Raw genomic sequence first — 14,720 nt, forward strand, 5'->3', positions numbered from 1 at the left:
CTAACCAGCAGCGACGCACCCCAAACCACAAAGCTAAGCGGATGAAACCCAGTCTTATGCGAAGATCCTAATTAAGGAGCGCTGAGACTCCTAACTACTTAGACAATGTGAGCCATTTTTCAGTACGAACAAAATCCGTTAAGATGTTGAAACCTCCGTTTTTGAGACTTGCTAGCCAAAAACACCCAAATTAGGGTTCAATCTTATTCGATGAAATTCTATAGGAATCAAAAGTAATCAGAGAAAATCCTATAAATGCCTTGTCAGCCAGAAAAAACAGCTAAAAAGTCACCTGTAAAGTCACAGTTCTAGATGATTCTTATCCAGCTCTAACCTTATATTTCTTGCAGATATTTTAATTCGATCGCAAAATTATCCATACCAGGGAGGCTATCAATTTGGGTCAGTCTTATCGAGTTGCCATTTTGGGAGCAACGGGCGCAGTTGGCACAGAACTCATTGAGCTATTGCAAAGTCGCCAATTTCCAGTTTCTGAGCTGAAGTTACTGGCTTCTCCACGCTCGGCTGGGCGCACTCTTACCTTTCAAGGTGAAGAATTACCTATCGAGGCTGTCGGCGAAGACTCGTTTGCCAATGTCGATTTAGTTTTGGCCTCAGCTGGAGGTTCAATCTCCAAAGCTTGGGCACCCAAGGCAGTGGCAGCAGGGGCAGTGGTCATTGATAACTCCAGCGCTTTTCGCATGGACCCTCAAGTACCCTTGGTCGTTCCAGAGGTCAATCCAGACGCTGCCGCTAAACACCAAGGCATCATTGCTAACCCCAACTGCACTACAATTTTGATGTCAGTTGCAGTTTGGCCCTTACATCAAATTCAACCCATCAAGCGGATTGTGGCAGCTACATACCAATCTGCTAGTGGTGCGGGTGCGAGAGCAATGGAGGAAGTCAAGGCTCAAGCTCAAGCTATTCTTAACGGTGAGACTCCCACCACCAAGGTTTTTCCCTATCCACTCGCTTTTAACTTGTTCCCACACAACTCTAAGTTGACCGAACAGGGTTACTGCGAAGAAGAGTTGAAGATGGTGAATGAAACTCGCAAAATCTTTGGAGCCCCTGACCTCAGAATTACGGCAACTTGCATACGGGTTCCCGTACTCCGGGCTCATTCAGAAGCGATTAACCTAGAGTTTGATGCGCCTTTTGATGTAGCTCAAGCTAGAGAGTTACTGAGCCAAGCGCCTGGGGTCAAGTTAGTTGAAGATTGGCAAGCCAATTACTTCCCGATGCCAACTGAAGCAAGTGGCCGTGACGAAGTTTTAGTGGGTCGAATTCGTCAAGACCTGTCTCATCCTTGTGGTTTGGAGCTTTGGTTGAGTGGTGACCAGATTCGCAAGGGCGCGGCTCTCAACGCAGTACAGATTGCCGAATTACTGGTTGCGAAAAACCTACTCCAGTCGGCAGCTGTGGCGCTGACAACTTGACGAAAGTTATTGCTAACTCACAGCTAAAAAATCTTTGGCCTATTCATCATGAGGAGAAGTTGAAAGAGCGTGGTAGATTTTGGACGCGTTCTCACTGCGATGCTCACGCCATTTAAAGCAGATGGCACTGTTAATTATTCTGTTGCTGAGCAACTAGCCGCTTATCTAGCTGATAATGGAACAGATACGCTGGTTGTCTGTGGCACTACAGGCGAATCTCCTACGCTCAGTTGGGATGAGGAGTATGAGCTGTTTCAGGTAGTGCAAAAAGCCGTCGCAGGCAAAGCCAAGGTAATGGCAGGCACTGGGTCCAATTCTTCCCAAGAAGCGATCGCTGCCACTCAAAAGGCCGAGAAGCTAGGCTTAGATGGGTCCTTGCAGGTTGTGCCTTACTACAACAAGCCTCCCCAAGAAGGGCTGTATCAGCATTTTAAGGCGATCGCACAAGCTAGTCCTGATCTACCTTTGATGCTCTATAACGTGCCAGGTCGGACGGGGCAAAACCTACAACCCGAAACCGTCTCTCGGTTAGCCGAAATTCCTAATATTGTGGCGATTAAGGAAGCTAGTGGTAACGTAGATCAAGCCAGTCAAATTCGACGATCGACCCCTTCCGAATTTACAATCTATGCAGGGGACGATTCCTTAACATTACCTTTGCTAGCTGTAGGAGCTAAAGGTGTGGTCAGTGTTGCCAGCCATATCGTTGGCCCAGAACTGCAACAAATGATCCAAGCGTTCGAACAAGGACAAGTCCAGGCAGCTACCGAAATTCACCTGCGCCTCTTCCCTTTATTCAAGGCTTTGTTTTTGACAACAAATCCAATTCCTGTCAAAGCAGCGATGAAACTTCGAGGTTGGGATGTCGGCCCTTCTCGGCTTCCCCTCTGTGACCCACCTGCCGATGTTGTTGCTGCTCTGGAAGCCGTCTTCACTGAGTTAGCCTTGTTCTAGCATCGCGATGCCAGGTTAGTCAGGCGATCGCTCAAGTTTTCCAGACAACTAAATATTTCAGCTATGTCTCTTTCTAGACAATTTTCTTTCTGGACAGACCGTTGTAGTTCTAGCAAGCGCCTAATATCCTGACATTTCTTGATTCCCCTTGAGCCAAGTTTCCGTCTGATAAATATCTGACTTCTAGAAAAGTTTTTGACCCGCCACAAGCCTGACGTGCAATGAGCCATCTCTTATTTGTGCACCGCTTCCCTGGCTTATCCATTAACTTCTTTGCCTTCACTGCATACTCGTAAAAAATCGTAACTAAGGATACACATGACTCAAAATCAATCTGCTCCTGCTCTCAAAGTTATTCCTTTAGGTGGCCTCCACGAAATTGGCAAAAACACCTGTGTTTTTGAAATCAATGATGAAATTCTGCTGCTAGATGCTGGATTGGCATTCCCTACTGATGGTATGCACGGCGTCAATATCGTTCTGCCTGACACTACTTACCTGCGGGAAAATCGCCACAAAATCAAAGGCATGATCGTGACTCACGGTCACGAAGACCATATTGGCGGTATTGCTTTTCACCTGAAGCAGTTTGATATTCCCGTCATTTATGGCCCCCGCCTAGCCATGGCTCTCTTAGAAGGCAAGCTAGAAGAGGCAGGAGTTGCCGATAGAACTGAATTGCGTACCGTTCGTCCTAGAGATATGGTGCGGATCGGTACGTCGTTCTTCGTAGAATTTATTCGCAATACTCACTCGATTGCAGATAGCTATACCGTTGCCCTGCACACACCTGTAGGCGTGGTGATCCACACAGGTGACTTTAAGTTCGACCACACGCCTGTAGACGGTGAACATTTTGATATCCAGAAGCTGGCTGAGCATGGCGAGAAAGGGGTTCTTTGCCTAATCAGCGACTCTACCAACTCCGAGGTGCCCGGATTCACTCCCTCTGAGCGCTCTGTCTTCCCAAATTTAGACCGCGTCATCAGCCAAGCAGAAGGACGATTACTCGTTACCACCTTTGCTTCGTCTGTGCATCGCATCAACATGATTTTGGAGCTAGCCAAGAAACACAAACGCTTTGTGTCTGTGATTGGCCGTTCTATGCTGAATGTGATTGCTCATGCCAGGAACTTGGGCTACATCAAGTGTGAAGATAGTTTGTTCAAGCCACTACAAGAAATCCGACATTTGCCTCCAGAGCAAGTGCTGATCCTGACAACCGGATCTCAAGGCGAGCCCATGTCTGCCATGACCCGGATTGCCAATGGCGAGCATAACCAAATCAAGGTACGCCCTGGCGACACCATCGTGTTCTCTGCCAACCCCATTCCTGGTAATACGATCGCCGTGGTTAACACGATTGATAAGTTGATGATCCAGGGTGCAAAAGTGATCTATGGCCGTGAGCAAGGCATCCACGTCTCTGGTCACGGTTGCCAGGAAGATCAGAAATTAATGATCGCCCTGACTCGGCCTAAGTTTTTCTTGCCCGTACATGGTGAGCACCGCATGCTAGTCAAGCATTCTCAAACGGCTCAAAGCATGGGCATCCCTGCCGAAAACATGGTTCTCATTAACAACGGCGACGTGGTTGAAGTATCTCTGGAGAGCATTCAAGTTGCGGGTAAGGTACCTTCTGGCATTGAGCTAGTAGATCGGGCTGGAGTCGTCAACGCGAACGTCCTCCAAGAGCGTCAGCACCTCGCTGAAGATGGTGTAATAACCGTGGCTGCTACCGTCGGTTGGGATGGCAAGTTGTTAACTCAGCCAGAAGTACATCTGCGTGGAGTGGTCACCACCCTAGAGCGATCGCTGCTGCAAAAGCTCATTAACCGAGCGATTGAGAGTGTCTTGAGCGATCGCTGGCGTGAGTTTGTGCAGTCACCAGAAGACGATCAAATTGAAGTTGATTGGGTTGGGTTACAGGCACAGATTGAATCGGCAGTACAACGATTGCTGCGCCGTGAACTGCAAAGCAAGCCCCTCTTGGTCTTCTTGATGCAAAATCCTGAGAAGCCACCCGCTAAAGTCAGTAGCACTCGTCGGCGTTCTACTGCCAAAGTAGCTTCTTAGACATCAACTATTGTCCAAATATTCTTTTGTTGCCAGCTTGACTAAGCCTACGTAACACTAGAATTGCAAACCTAATTAGAGATAAGTGCGGAGTATTTCTGCCCTTATCTCTTTTTTTATGGGTTTTTCCCATATAGCACCCATCAGCAACAGTCATCGGCAAGAACGAGCGCAAAAGCTTCAAACCTTGATGAGCAGCCCTATACGGCGGCAGAGGAGTGACAACCATCATGGGTCATCACTACGGATGTCACTGAACTACAGAGAGAAGATTCACAAAACTTCCGTGAAATCGCTCACTCAAGATCGTCCGGATTCTAGGCACAATGACAGTGTTGAAATAGATGAAGGCCCAACTTCAGTTAAGCGCTTCCCAACTCTTCGCAAAGTCCACTCAACCATTCTTCCGCTCCATCCGATATTTCCCGTTGAGGGGCTGTAGCTGCAAGCAGGGTTCCATACCATCTACTAATTCACAGGAAAGGCATTATGAATACGTCTGAATGCACATCCGAAAATTTGGCCCTAGTTAGCTGGACTTGGCTCGCTCCCAATCAAGATTCTCAAGGAACTGCGACTCCACTACGCGCCCCTGCAAAAGCTAAATTTGACCCTTGGCAACCTATGCGGCAATGGCTAGAGCAAGTTGAAGTCGCTACCCCAGATTTGGCTCACCGACTTTGCCAGCTTATTCCTGCTCAGTGCCCTTTTGAGCGCGACGTTAAGCTGTTTGGTCGTACCTTATTTCACATTCCTCCGATGTGCAAACTTAATCCTTTGTACGAGGAAGTTGTAGGTCTAAGATTTCGGGCTCTTTGCTACCTAGCAGACCAGTGTGGAGAAGATGTCACCCGCTATTGCTAGTAGCTTCCCACTAGCTTACAAAGACGCTCAAGCAAGCAGCAGGGTTAATGATTACTAAAATGCCCGCAGCCACCAAACATTAGTTTTGTATTATCAGTGAATTGGCAAATTAGAATCATAGCTGAGTCAAGGTGCTAGAGTGGCTCCAAGAAACACTTCATTTCATCAGGATTTCCATCATTTAATAGTGGCTCTACAGCTCTTAAATGAGTAATTCTAAACTTTATATTCTTAACGTTCAAAGATTTAATAGTTTGGCTTTCAGTATTCTTAGCTATAGCGCTGAATTAGTTGATCCACACAATTAATCAAGCAATTCATCTAGGTACTTATTTAGTACATTAAGTGTTAAGTTTCGACCATACGCCAATAGCGCGATCGCCTATAAACACTACAGGATATGCGATCGCGGTTTTGTAACACGCTAAGCAATCAAACACTCTCAGGTCAGTAAACTTTGGTTGCACTAGCTTGATCCAATCATAGAGAGCGCTATATTAATAGTTGAAGCGACTCAGCTTCCCTGGCAGATTTAACAGCCAAGTGTCCATTGAGCAAGAGGTAAAAAGAGCTGTTTTTACTAAATCTGTCTCGCATCATCACAACAGCACTCAAGCGTGATACTGATACTTCCTCATCAATTGGCTAATTGGGAGCTCTGTTCTTGATTGTGAATTAATCCAATCAATTAATTCAATCAAAGCAACTCTGCCCATGCTCGATGAACCCAAGGAAGTGACTCAGTGAAAGCTTGGGTGTTGTTGTCATTTAAACTTTCTGTTATTGTCATTATCTTTATAGAAATTCAGCCAATAGGTAATTGCGTATCATGGCCATTATTGCCCTGAAAGCCTGGTACCTCCAGCAGTATGAGCCAATTCGAGAACTGGAGAAACGTCCCCATGATTTGCGCCTCAGTAAGAACAGTCTGCTGAAATCTGGGTTGCGAGCTGACTTTTTAGAAGACTCCGAAGACGTAAAGCGCTCTGAGTGGTTTCAACGCTACCTAGAAGGGGAAAGCATTGAGTTTTACATTGAGGGGAGTGGCGGCTACGCCATCTCGAATATTGACCTAATTAGTCATGAAATTTATTTCACTAAGCAAGAAGTGATAGCTCATCTGGAGCCCACTATCTTTCTCTGCTACCAAACTGAGTACACCGAATCCAGTGACATGTTGCGAGACGCACTCCAAAACCTGATTGAAAAGCTAAATCGGCGATCGCGCTTGCCTCTGACCTTAGAAGAATCCCATCGGCTCACTGAAGGCCCTGTAAGACTCAACAGCACTTTGATGCGGAAAATTCGTCAGAGTTTGCTCTTTATTGCTGACAGTACTCCCATCACCCAAATCAGCGCTGAGCCTCCTCAGTTAATCCCTAGCCCCAAAGTCTGTGTCGAAGTTGGCTATGCGCTCCAAAGCAAGCGGACGGAGCAGATTCTCTTGGCCCAAATGGAGCGATCGGATTTTCCGGGGCAATTTCCCTTTGACCTACCTAGCCAGAATCGCTTGCTCTTTAAGGATGCCAAAGAGTTAGGTAAAGCCTTACCTGCTTTGGTAGAAAGTCAACTACAGCGTTTTAGCTTGCTGCCGTAAACTCAGCAAATTCAGCTTTTTTAGAACTCTCTCGCAAAAATTGTCGATTTTCGTCAGTTCACAGCCCATAATAATGTCGGTGTATTCAGGATAGTTGCGACAGTATGCCTAGAACCCCGAATGAGTTTATTGTTCACCTCCTCTTTGATGGAGGTCATCGGGAAGAAGTCCGTTTCCCCACCATCCAGGAATTCCAAAAGTGGTACAGTGGCGAGCTAGTGCCCAAGTCTTCCTCGGATGACTTCATTAGCGTCCCCATCAAGAACATCCAGGGCGAGTATATGGTGGCACGCCCCTCCCGGATTATGGCAATTCGAGTGGAACCCGTCTTCAGTTCTAGCGTCGAGCGATACTAGCCCGTTCGATTCTTTATCCCACTCAATTTAGAGTATGTTTGGCTTTGCTAAAGCTCAGGGAATGCTGGCTGCTGTTGCCTTCGGTTTCGGAGTAACGCTCATAGCAGCCCCCCCATCTGTTAATGCAGCTCCACCGCTGCAACCTGTGACTGCATCTGTTTCGCTACCGACTTCCCTCGGAGTTGATGACAAACTCTGGCCTCAGCTAGGCCAACCGGGGGATCGGGCAGCTTTATTGACTGCAATTGATTACAGTTTGGCGTACTTGCAAACTGCCAAAGCAACAACAGATTATCAGAAGTATGCTGTACCCGGAATTAGCCGCGATCGCGTTCGTCGCAGTTTAATCCGATTTCGCCAGCTAGTCGCAAAATCTCGATCTGCGGCAGAGCTAAAGGCAGCGGTGCAACAAGAATTTGTGTTTTATCAATCTATTGGTAAAGACAACCAAGGCACTGTAGCCTTTACGGGTTACTTTGAGCCGACTTATGCTGCTAGCCGCGTCCGTACGGCTGAATATCGCTACCCCCTATTTCGAGTGCCACCTGGTTTAGCTCAGTGGCCCAAACCTCAACTCACCCGCGATCGCTTGGAAGGCAATGATGGCTTGCAGTTTGACAAAGGGCCGTTGAAGGGACTGGAGCTGGTTTGGTTGCGCAATCGCTTAGAAGCTTTTCTAATTCAAGTGCAGGGGTCTGCTCGTCTGCAAATGACCGATGGCAAGACCATGAGTGTTGGTTTTGCTGGCAAGACTGAGCATCCTTACACCGGAATTGGCCGCGAGTTGGTCAAAGATGGCAAGATGCGGCTGGAAGACCTCACGCTGCTTAATCTGCTGGACTACTTTCGCCAACATCCAGAAGATCTCAATCTTTATTTACCGCGCAATCGCAGTTTTGTGTTCTTTCGAGAAACCTATGGAGCCGCTGCAACGGGCAGTTTAAACGTACCCGTAACCGCCGATCGCTCGATCGCAACGGACAAATCTCTCATGCCACCGGGGGCTTTGGCCTTGATTCATACCCAACTTCCGAAGCAGAGTGCGGCTGGAAAGTTAGAACAACGCTCCGTAAGCCGTTTCGTCTTGGATCAAGATACCGGAAGCGCAATTAAAGGCCCAGGACGAGTCGATATTTTTATGGGTACAGGGGTCAAGGCAGGCGATCGCGCGGGCCTCACCAATTCTACAGGTCAACTTTACTACCTATTACTCAAGCGCTGACCTACTTAAGTGCTCACCCAATTTCTGCTGACTACGGTTGAGGTTGTACCCTGTCTATAGAAGCGTGTCATTTTAATGGAAGGCCAATCAACTACCTAAACTCTGAATTGCCCTTGCTGAATGACCATCCCTTTTAAGCAATAGGGCGTCTAGACAGAGACCTCAAGCCTGCAATAGTAGCGCCTATGGAAGCATCTTTCGAAATTACTCTGCTGATGATCATTACAGTCATCGCAGGCATCAGTGCTCAAGTCATTGCCGAGTTCTGCAAAGTGCCAAGCATTGTTTTTTTGCTGCTTTTTGGTATTTTGCTAGGCTCGGATGGATTAAATATTCTCCATCCACACTTACTAGGCATTGGCTTAGAGGTGATTGTCTCCCTGTTCGTCGCTCTAATTTTATTTGAGGGAGGATTAAACCTAGAACTGGGAGAATTGGGCCGTGTTTCAGGTAGCCTCAGAAACCTAGTGACAATCGGCACTTTAATTACCTTGGTGGGCGGAGGTGTTGCGGCTTACTGGCTCAGTGAATTTCCTTGGCCGATCGCGTTTCTTTATGCATCTCTGGTGGTCGTGACTGGCCCCACTGTGGTGAGTCCTCTCCTGAAGCAAGTGCAGGTCGATCGTCAGGTGGCAGCTCTGCTAGAAGGTGAGGGAGTGCTGATCGATCCGGTCGGAGCCATTTTGGCCGTTGTCGTGCTCAACATTATTCTCAGCGGGGATGCCGATCCAGTTCTGGTGTTGAGTGGGTTAATGATCCGACTAGGCATCGGCGGCGGGATTGGTCTAGTGGGTGGTCTCTTGCTCGGCTTTGTGATTAAACGAGCCCGCTTTCTATCGGATGATCTCAAAAACTTAGTCGTTTTAGCGAGTCTATGGGGCTTGTTTGGCTTGGCTCAGATGCTCCGCAGTGAGTCAGGTTTGCTGACCACGGTTGTTGCGGGCATGATGTTGCGGGCATCCTCACTACCGGAGGAGCGATTAATTCGACGTTTCAAAGGCCAATTAACCACACTAGCCGTCTCAGTTCTGTTTATTCTGCTCTCAGCTGACCTTTCGATCGCTAGTATTTTCGCGTTGGGTTCAGGCGGAGTGCTGACGGTATTAGTTTTAATGTTCATCGTCCGCCCTCTCAACATTTGGCTCTGCACCTCTTGGAGCAGCACGATGAACTGGCGACAAAAGCTATTCCTCTGCTGGGTGGGTCCAAGAGGCATTGTCTCGGCTTCAGTTGCTTCTCTATTTTCCATCCTGCTCACCGAGCGAGGCATCAACGGAGGCGATGCCATCAAAGCTTTAGTCTTCCTGACCATCCTGATGACCGTCTTTGTGCAAGGGCTGTCTGCAGGTTGGGTAGCTCGCTGGTTAGGCATTACTTCCACCCAAGCCACAGGCGCAGTCATTATCGGGTGCAGCCCTCTCAGTCGGCTCCTGGCACGTTTATTTGAGGAGCGGGGGGAAGTGGTAGTTTTAATTGACACAGACGCAGAGGCTTGTCGTTTGGCGGCAGAGGAGGGTGTGCGGGTGTTTGTCAGCAGTGGTTTGGATGCTGGAGTGCTGGAAGAGGCGGGTTTAGGTTCAGTGGGTACTTTCCTAGCCATGACCAACAATGGCGAAGTGAATGTAGTACTAGCGCAACGAGCCGCCGAGGAATTTCAGCCACCTCGCGTCTTGGCCATTTTCCCACGCGATCCTCAAGCTGGCACTGCACAGAACAGCCATAAAGTGACTCAAGCCTTTGTGCCAGAGCTGCCGATTAAAACTTGGAACGAATACTTGAGCAGCGGTGCGGTGAAGCTGGGAGAAACGGTACTGCGAGAAGAGGGGTTTGCTTTCCAAGAAGCTCACTTGCAAGCTTTAATTCGTTCTGGTGAGCTGGCTCCTTTACTGCTAGAACGAAATCAGCATTTACAGATTATGCCTGCACAGGAAGAGTGGGAAGCAGGCGATCGCATCATTTATCTACTCCATGACCCCCGTCCTAGGCTGCTGAAGTTGCTCTCTGGGACCATTCAACCGCGCCTCACGATCGAAAAGCTAGCTGAGGTGGAAGAAGTACCGATTCCTACTCCTGTCTTAGAAACAGAGCCTGCCCTGGTCGAAACTCAGGTGCTACCCAGAGAGGCAGAAGTGGCAAAACCACCCACTGCTAGTTAAACCAGCTACTTCAACGTCAGGACAATTCCGCGTCTAGATTGGCACCACTATCAGCACCGTTGGTTTCTGTTTGGCGAGTTTCTTTTTCTTGCAACAGTAGGCTGGCGAGGTGAATCACTGCGAGCAATACCGCTCCGATCGCTAGTAGATAGCTGTGGAGTGTATAGAGATGCTCTACTGTGATTGTGTTCACCGCACCCCCACCCGTCAAAACGTCCCGCAAGGAAGGGCCAATCAGCGGAATGGCTTGGATGGTTTCTAGTTCAATCTTGAAGCGCCAGTAACCGAGTTGGTTCCAGCCCAAAATCATTGCGGTCCAACCTAAAGCGATCGCTGTTAGAGTTAGCAAAATACCACTAATCCAAGCAGTCAGCCAAGCAGGACGCAGCCGCTCTCCTAAAAACATCACCACAATTTGCACCAAGGAAAGGGCAATGATGCCATTGCCAGCGATGCTATGCAGATTTTGAATTAACCAACCATTAGACACTTGAGTGGTAATCACTCGCAATGAGTTGTAGGCCCCACCTGCGGTAGGTTCGTAATAAAACGCGAGCAAAATTCCTGTGACCGCTGCGATAAGACTCAGAGTCAGAACAGCTACCGCCAAAACCGTAGCGAGTCGCTGCCAAACCAAAGCGTACTGCACGTTTTTCATGGCTCGTCAATGTGTAGTTTTATTAACTCTTAAATTAACAGACCATTTAAGAAACAGCCACTCCATCTGAGGGCGCAGAATTGATTAACAGCTCTTCCAGTGCCCGTAAGTAACTGGCAAGGAATATGTCAGACTCAAAAAGGATTGTTGTAAAGGACGAATTGGTGACTGTTGCATTTGCAAACTCTACTAACTCTGCGATCGCCAAAACTGGAACGCTGTATGGGATCGGGGTGGGCACAGGTGATCCTGAACTCCTCACCCTGAAGGGACTCCGTTTACTCAAGCAAGCGCCTGTTGTTGCCTTTCCTGCGGGGATTCAGGGCAAATCTGGAATGGCTGAGCAAATTGTGGCTGAGTGGTTACAGCCGCAGCAAGTTCGGTTAGCTCTTAATTTTCCCTACGTTCAAGATGCAGATGTACTGAACCAAGCATGGCGACAAGCAGCAGATTTAGTTTGGTCATACTTACAGCAAGGCCAAGACGTAGCCTTCGTTTCAGAAGGAGATATCAGCTTTTTTAGCACCTTTACGTATCTGGCCCAAGCGCTCCAGCAACAACATCCCCAGGCGCAAGTTCAAGCAGTTCCTGGGATTTGCTCCCCTCTTGCTGCTGCTGCTGCATTAGGCATTCCCCTAACCATGCAGGCTCAGCGACTCGTGGTACTACCAGCGCTGTACCATGTGTCAGAATTGGAAACAGCCCTACAATGGGCGGATGTTGTGGTTTTAATGAAAGTTAGTTCTGTATATGAGCAGGTGTGGAGCATTTTGCAGCAGCATCAACTCTTAAGCCGTAGCTATGTCGTTGAACGAGCCACGCTACCAGAACAGGTAGTTTATGAAGATTTGAGCGATCGCCCTGACCTGAAGCTGTCTTATTTTTCGCTGCTGATTGTGCAAGTTAAAGAGCCTAACATTGTAGCAAGTTGACTTTGACAACATCGGCAACTTTTAGCCCCAGGAGACTGTCTTCGGTATACAGCTTATCGCTGCGCTAAACCAGTCTTGAGAAACTAGTTCTGGCAATCCATTAGTTAAGTGATTGTGTCGTTGAGTGATTGGTATAAAAGTGCGAAATGAGAGATCGGTTGTTGATGCCTGAGCGGAGCAGATTGTAACGGTTATGTCTTACGGGTCCTTCATTAAGTCTCTGCCCCAAGCGTTGCGTCAGCCCACCGGAATTGCCGGTATTGCTTCCGTAGGGCTCCACGGCTTGCTTTGGATCGTTTTACCTATTTTGCCTCTGGCTTCAAAAACCACAGAATCCGAAGCTCAGAGATCTGTACAAGTAGTTGAGCTGACGCCAGCCGAACAAAGTCGCTTGCCTAGTTTCGCCACACCCCAGTTATCTTTGCCGCCACTGCCTCAAACAACTAACCTGTTTCCCTCCCTACCCTCCTTACAGTCATCCAACCAGCTACCTTCCTCCAATTCGTCGCCCTACAGCTTGCCGCTGTTTCCCCCACCCCCCACAGGTTTTTCGTTTTCGCCGCCAATGCCGCTGCCAACGCCGTTGGGATTGCCTACTACCCAAATTCCGACCCCTAGAACTCCTCAAGCAGCCCAGCGTCCTCCGCTCTCTGGTGAATTTCAGGAGCGGCCTGGTCTAGATTCGATTCAGCAGAATTCTCAAGCCTTGCAATCCCAAAATTTACCTCCGTTGGAAGGGGCATCTCTCGATTCGATCGCTCTACCTACACCAGACGCTAATACGCCAAACGCTAATACAGAAGAAACAACAAACTCACCATTTGAACCTCCTGCCAACCCATCTGAGCCAAGCAACTCTCCAGCCCCAACCCAAGCCAGTCCTACAGAAACGGAACAAACAGCCACCCCAGCTACGCCTCCCCCACCCCCTAGAACTAGACCCGATAAAATCCCCCTAGAGGGGATCGCGGGACTCCATAAAGCCCAACAGCGAGAAGCTCAACTCCGCCAGCAAGAGTCCTACGCTCGCGATCAAGCAGGCACTAGCACAGAGGAAATTCATAGCAATACCGATGCATGGGTTCAAAGAATCTCAAAAATCATGGTGGCTGCTTACCCTCAGGGAGATCTCTGGAACAACGTCACTATCCCGCCTAGCTATCCAATGGAAGATTGCCCCATGGAGTTAACCCGACAAGTAAGCATTGGGGTTCTAGTAGACGCAGAAGACAAGATTATTGACGGTCCATCTTGGCTCCAGAGGACAAAGAAACCAATTCTGGATCAACAGGCTGAGGAAGCATTCAAAACTTACGACTTTAAAAAGGCTAGGGATGACAATGCTGAAAAGCTTAAAGGAGCTAAGGTACCGCAGGCTTATTTGATTAAGCTGCCACTTTGTGACAGGTAACTTAGGCCTGCTTGAGCAGATATGGCTTTGGACCCTACATTTGCAGAGCAATTAACCACTGCGGCTAACCAACTGTTTCAGTACTTAGATCGGTTTAGCCAAGCGAAAGTTCTTGTGGTTGGGGATTTAACCTTAGATGAGTTTCTCACAGGTCAAGTAGAGCGGATTTCTCGCGAAGCTCCAGTGCTAATTATTCGGCACGAAGAAACCAGACAAGTTCCGGGAGGCGGCGCGAATGCGGTCTACAACTTTGCTTGCTTAGGTGCTCAAGTCAAAGCAGTGGGGCTGATTGGCAAGGATGAGCAAGGACGTGTCATCCACGAGATTTTTGCCAATGCTGGGATTGATACTCAAGGAGTCTTAGTCGATGCTCAGCGTCCGACTGTGACTAAAACGCGCATTTCGGGTCATGCTCGTCAGTCAGTAACGCAGCAAATTGTGCGAGTCGATCGCAAATCCGATGAGCTACCAGAGCTAGAGTTACAGCTCCAACTAGCCCAGTATATTCGGCAACATCAAGATACCGTAGATGCCGTTGTTTGCTCAGATTATGGGGATGGCACTCTCACCGAACCTGTGATTGCCGCAGCTTTGCAGCATCCTTGCACGATTGTGGACACTCAGAAGGAGCTGAGCCGCTATCAAGGTGCCCTATTGTTTACGCCCAACCTACCGGAGGCAGAGCAAGCCGTTGGTTATGCGATCGCGACTCCCCAAGATTTGAGTCGAGCGGGACGTGATCTTTTAGACTTAACTGAGGCCCACAATATTTTGATCACCCGTGGAGACGCAGGCATGACCCTGTTTGAGCAGACAGGTGAAGAATTCCATATCCCAGCGTTTAACCGTACTGACGTATTTGATGTGACTGGTGCGGGTGACACCGTTGTGGCCGCTTTCACTTTAGGGCTGAGTGTCGGCGCATCCGTGTGGGAAGCCGCTGTTTTGGGTAACTTAGCAGCAAGCATTGTAGTGCGGCAGTTTGGGACTGCTACAACTACTGCACCTGCGATTAAAGTAGCCCTGCAAAATTTACTGAACTAAGTAACTTG

General features: G+C 48.5%; 12 protein-coding genes. 11 read left to right on the forward strand and 1 reads right to left on the reverse strand.

Annotation, left to right across the window (positions count from 1 at the left end; genetic code table 11):
• Positions 1-398: 398 nt before the first annotated feature.
• The 8 genes from KME12_10295 to KME12_10330 all read left to right on the forward strand — a co-directional run bounded on the left by KME12_10295 (position 399) and on the right by KME12_10330 (position 10,667).
• On the forward strand, positions 399-1,442 hold the full coding sequence (locus KME12_10295) for an aspartate-semialdehyde dehydrogenase (protein MBW4488166.1): 1,044 nt from the start codon (positions 399-401) through the stop codon (positions 1,440-1,442).
• A 69-nt stretch (positions 1,443-1,511) separates the two neighbouring features.
• Positions 1,512-2,396 carry a 4-hydroxy-tetrahydrodipicolinate synthase gene (gene dapA / locus KME12_10300; GenBank protein MBW4488167.1) on the forward strand — a complete coding sequence of 295 codons (885 nt, stop codon included), beginning with the start codon at positions 1,512-1,514 and terminating at the stop codon, positions 2,394-2,396.
• A gap of 318 nt (positions 2,397-2,714) precedes the next feature.
• Complete coding sequence (locus KME12_10305; GenBank protein ID MBW4488168.1) at positions 2,715-4,472, forward strand: ribonuclease J; 1,758 nt, start codon at positions 2,715-2,717, stop codon at positions 4,470-4,472.
• Positions 4,473-4,961: 489 nt separating this feature from the next.
• Positions 4,962-5,336, forward strand: coding sequence for a Mo-dependent nitrogenase C-terminal domain-containing protein (locus tag KME12_10310; protein ID MBW4488169.1), 375 nt, complete (start codon positions 4,962-4,964; stop codon positions 5,334-5,336).
• Positions 5,337-6,165: 829 nt separating this feature from the next.
• Positions 6,166-6,933 (forward strand): hypothetical protein, encoded by a 768-nt coding sequence (locus KME12_10315; protein MBW4488170.1) that lies wholly within the window; start codon positions 6,166-6,168, stop codon positions 6,931-6,933.
• A 104-nt stretch (positions 6,934-7,037) separates the two neighbouring features.
• Positions 7,038-7,289, forward strand: a complete 252-nt coding sequence (locus KME12_10320) for a hypothetical protein (GenBank protein ID MBW4488171.1) — start codon at positions 7,038-7,040, stop codon at positions 7,287-7,289.
• A gap of 61 nt (positions 7,290-7,350) precedes the next feature.
• The gene (locus KME12_10325; GenBank protein ID MBW4488172.1) at positions 7,351-8,511 is read left to right on the forward strand and encodes an MltA domain-containing protein; all 1,161 of its coding nucleotides are present in this window, start codon (positions 7,351-7,353) and stop codon (positions 8,509-8,511) included.
• A 185-nt stretch (positions 8,512-8,696) separates the two neighbouring features.
• On the forward strand, positions 8,697-10,667 hold the full coding sequence (locus KME12_10330) for a cation:proton antiporter (protein ID MBW4488173.1): 1,971 nt from the start codon (positions 8,697-8,699) through the stop codon (positions 10,665-10,667).
• Positions 10,668-10,683: 16 nt separating this feature from the next.
• On the opposite strand, the gene KME12_10335 is transcribed toward KME12_10330, so the two are convergent.
• On the reverse strand, positions 10,684-11,325 hold the full coding sequence (locus tag KME12_10335) for a cytochrome b N-terminal domain-containing protein (GenBank protein MBW4488174.1): 642 nt from the start codon (positions 11,323-11,325) through the stop codon (positions 10,684-10,686).
• A gap of 125 nt (positions 11,326-11,450) precedes the next feature.
• Between KME12_10335 and KME12_10340 the strand changes: the two genes are divergently transcribed.
• From KME12_10340 to KME12_10350, 3 genes are all read left to right on the forward strand, one after another.
• On the forward strand, positions 11,451-12,257 hold the full coding sequence (locus tag KME12_10340; GenBank protein ID MBW4488175.1) for a precorrin-2 C(20)-methyltransferase: 807 nt from the start codon (positions 11,451-11,453) through the stop codon (positions 12,255-12,257).
• Between the two features lie 193 nt (positions 12,258-12,450).
• Entirely contained in the window at positions 12,451-13,668 is a 1,218-nt protein-coding gene (locus KME12_10345) for a hypothetical protein (protein ID MBW4488176.1), read from the forward strand.
• A 21-nt stretch (positions 13,669-13,689) separates the two neighbouring features.
• Positions 13,690-14,712 carry a bifunctional hydroxymethylpyrimidine kinase/phosphomethylpyrimidine kinase gene (locus KME12_10350; protein ID MBW4488177.1) on the forward strand — a complete coding sequence of 341 codons (1,023 nt, stop codon included), beginning with the start codon at positions 13,690-13,692 and terminating at the stop codon, positions 14,710-14,712.
• The last annotated feature ends 8 nt before the right edge of the window (positions 14,713-14,720 follow it).

It is taken from the genome of Trichocoleus desertorum ATA4-8-CV12 (assembly GCA_019358975.1).
Lineage (GTDB): Bacteria > Cyanobacteriota > Cyanobacteriia > FACHB-46 > FACHB-46 > Trichocoleus > Trichocoleus desertorum_A.

What these genes read in the sequence shown, in the direction of transcription:
- KME12_10335 (MBW4488174.1), bottom strand. Translation starts at nt 11,325, where the DNA reads ATGAAAAACGTGCAGTACGCTTTGGTTTGGCAGCGACTCGCTACGGTT.
- KME12_10310 (MBW4488169.1), top strand. Translation starts at nt 4,962, where the DNA reads ATGAATACGTCTGAATGCACATCCGAAAATTTGGCCCTAGTTAGCTGG.
- KME12_10330 (MBW4488173.1), top strand. Translation starts at nt 8,697, where the DNA reads ATGGAAGCATCTTTCGAAATTACTCTGCTGATGATCATTACAGTCATC.
- KME12_10350 (MBW4488177.1), top strand. Translation starts at nt 13,690, where the DNA reads ATGGCTTTGGACCCTACATTTGCAGAGCAATTAACCACTGCGGCTAAC.
- KME12_10325 (MBW4488172.1), top strand. Translation starts at nt 7,351, where the DNA reads ATGCTGGCTGCTGTTGCCTTCGGTTTCGGAGTAACGCTCATAGCAGCC.
- KME12_10340 (MBW4488175.1), top strand. Translation starts at nt 11,451, where the DNA reads ATGTCAGACTCAAAAAGGATTGTTGTAAAGGACGAATTGGTGACTGTT.
- KME12_10305 (MBW4488168.1), top strand. Translation starts at nt 2,715, where the DNA reads ATGACTCAAAATCAATCTGCTCCTGCTCTCAAAGTTATTCCTTTAGGT.
- KME12_10345 (MBW4488176.1), top strand. Translation starts at nt 12,451, where the DNA reads ATGTCTTACGGGTCCTTCATTAAGTCTCTGCCCCAAGCGTTGCGTCAG.
- KME12_10320 (MBW4488171.1), top strand. Translation starts at nt 7,038, where the DNA reads ATGCCTAGAACCCCGAATGAGTTTATTGTTCACCTCCTCTTTGATGGA.
- KME12_10315 (MBW4488170.1), top strand. Translation starts at nt 6,166, where the DNA reads ATGGCCATTATTGCCCTGAAAGCCTGGTACCTCCAGCAGTATGAGCCA.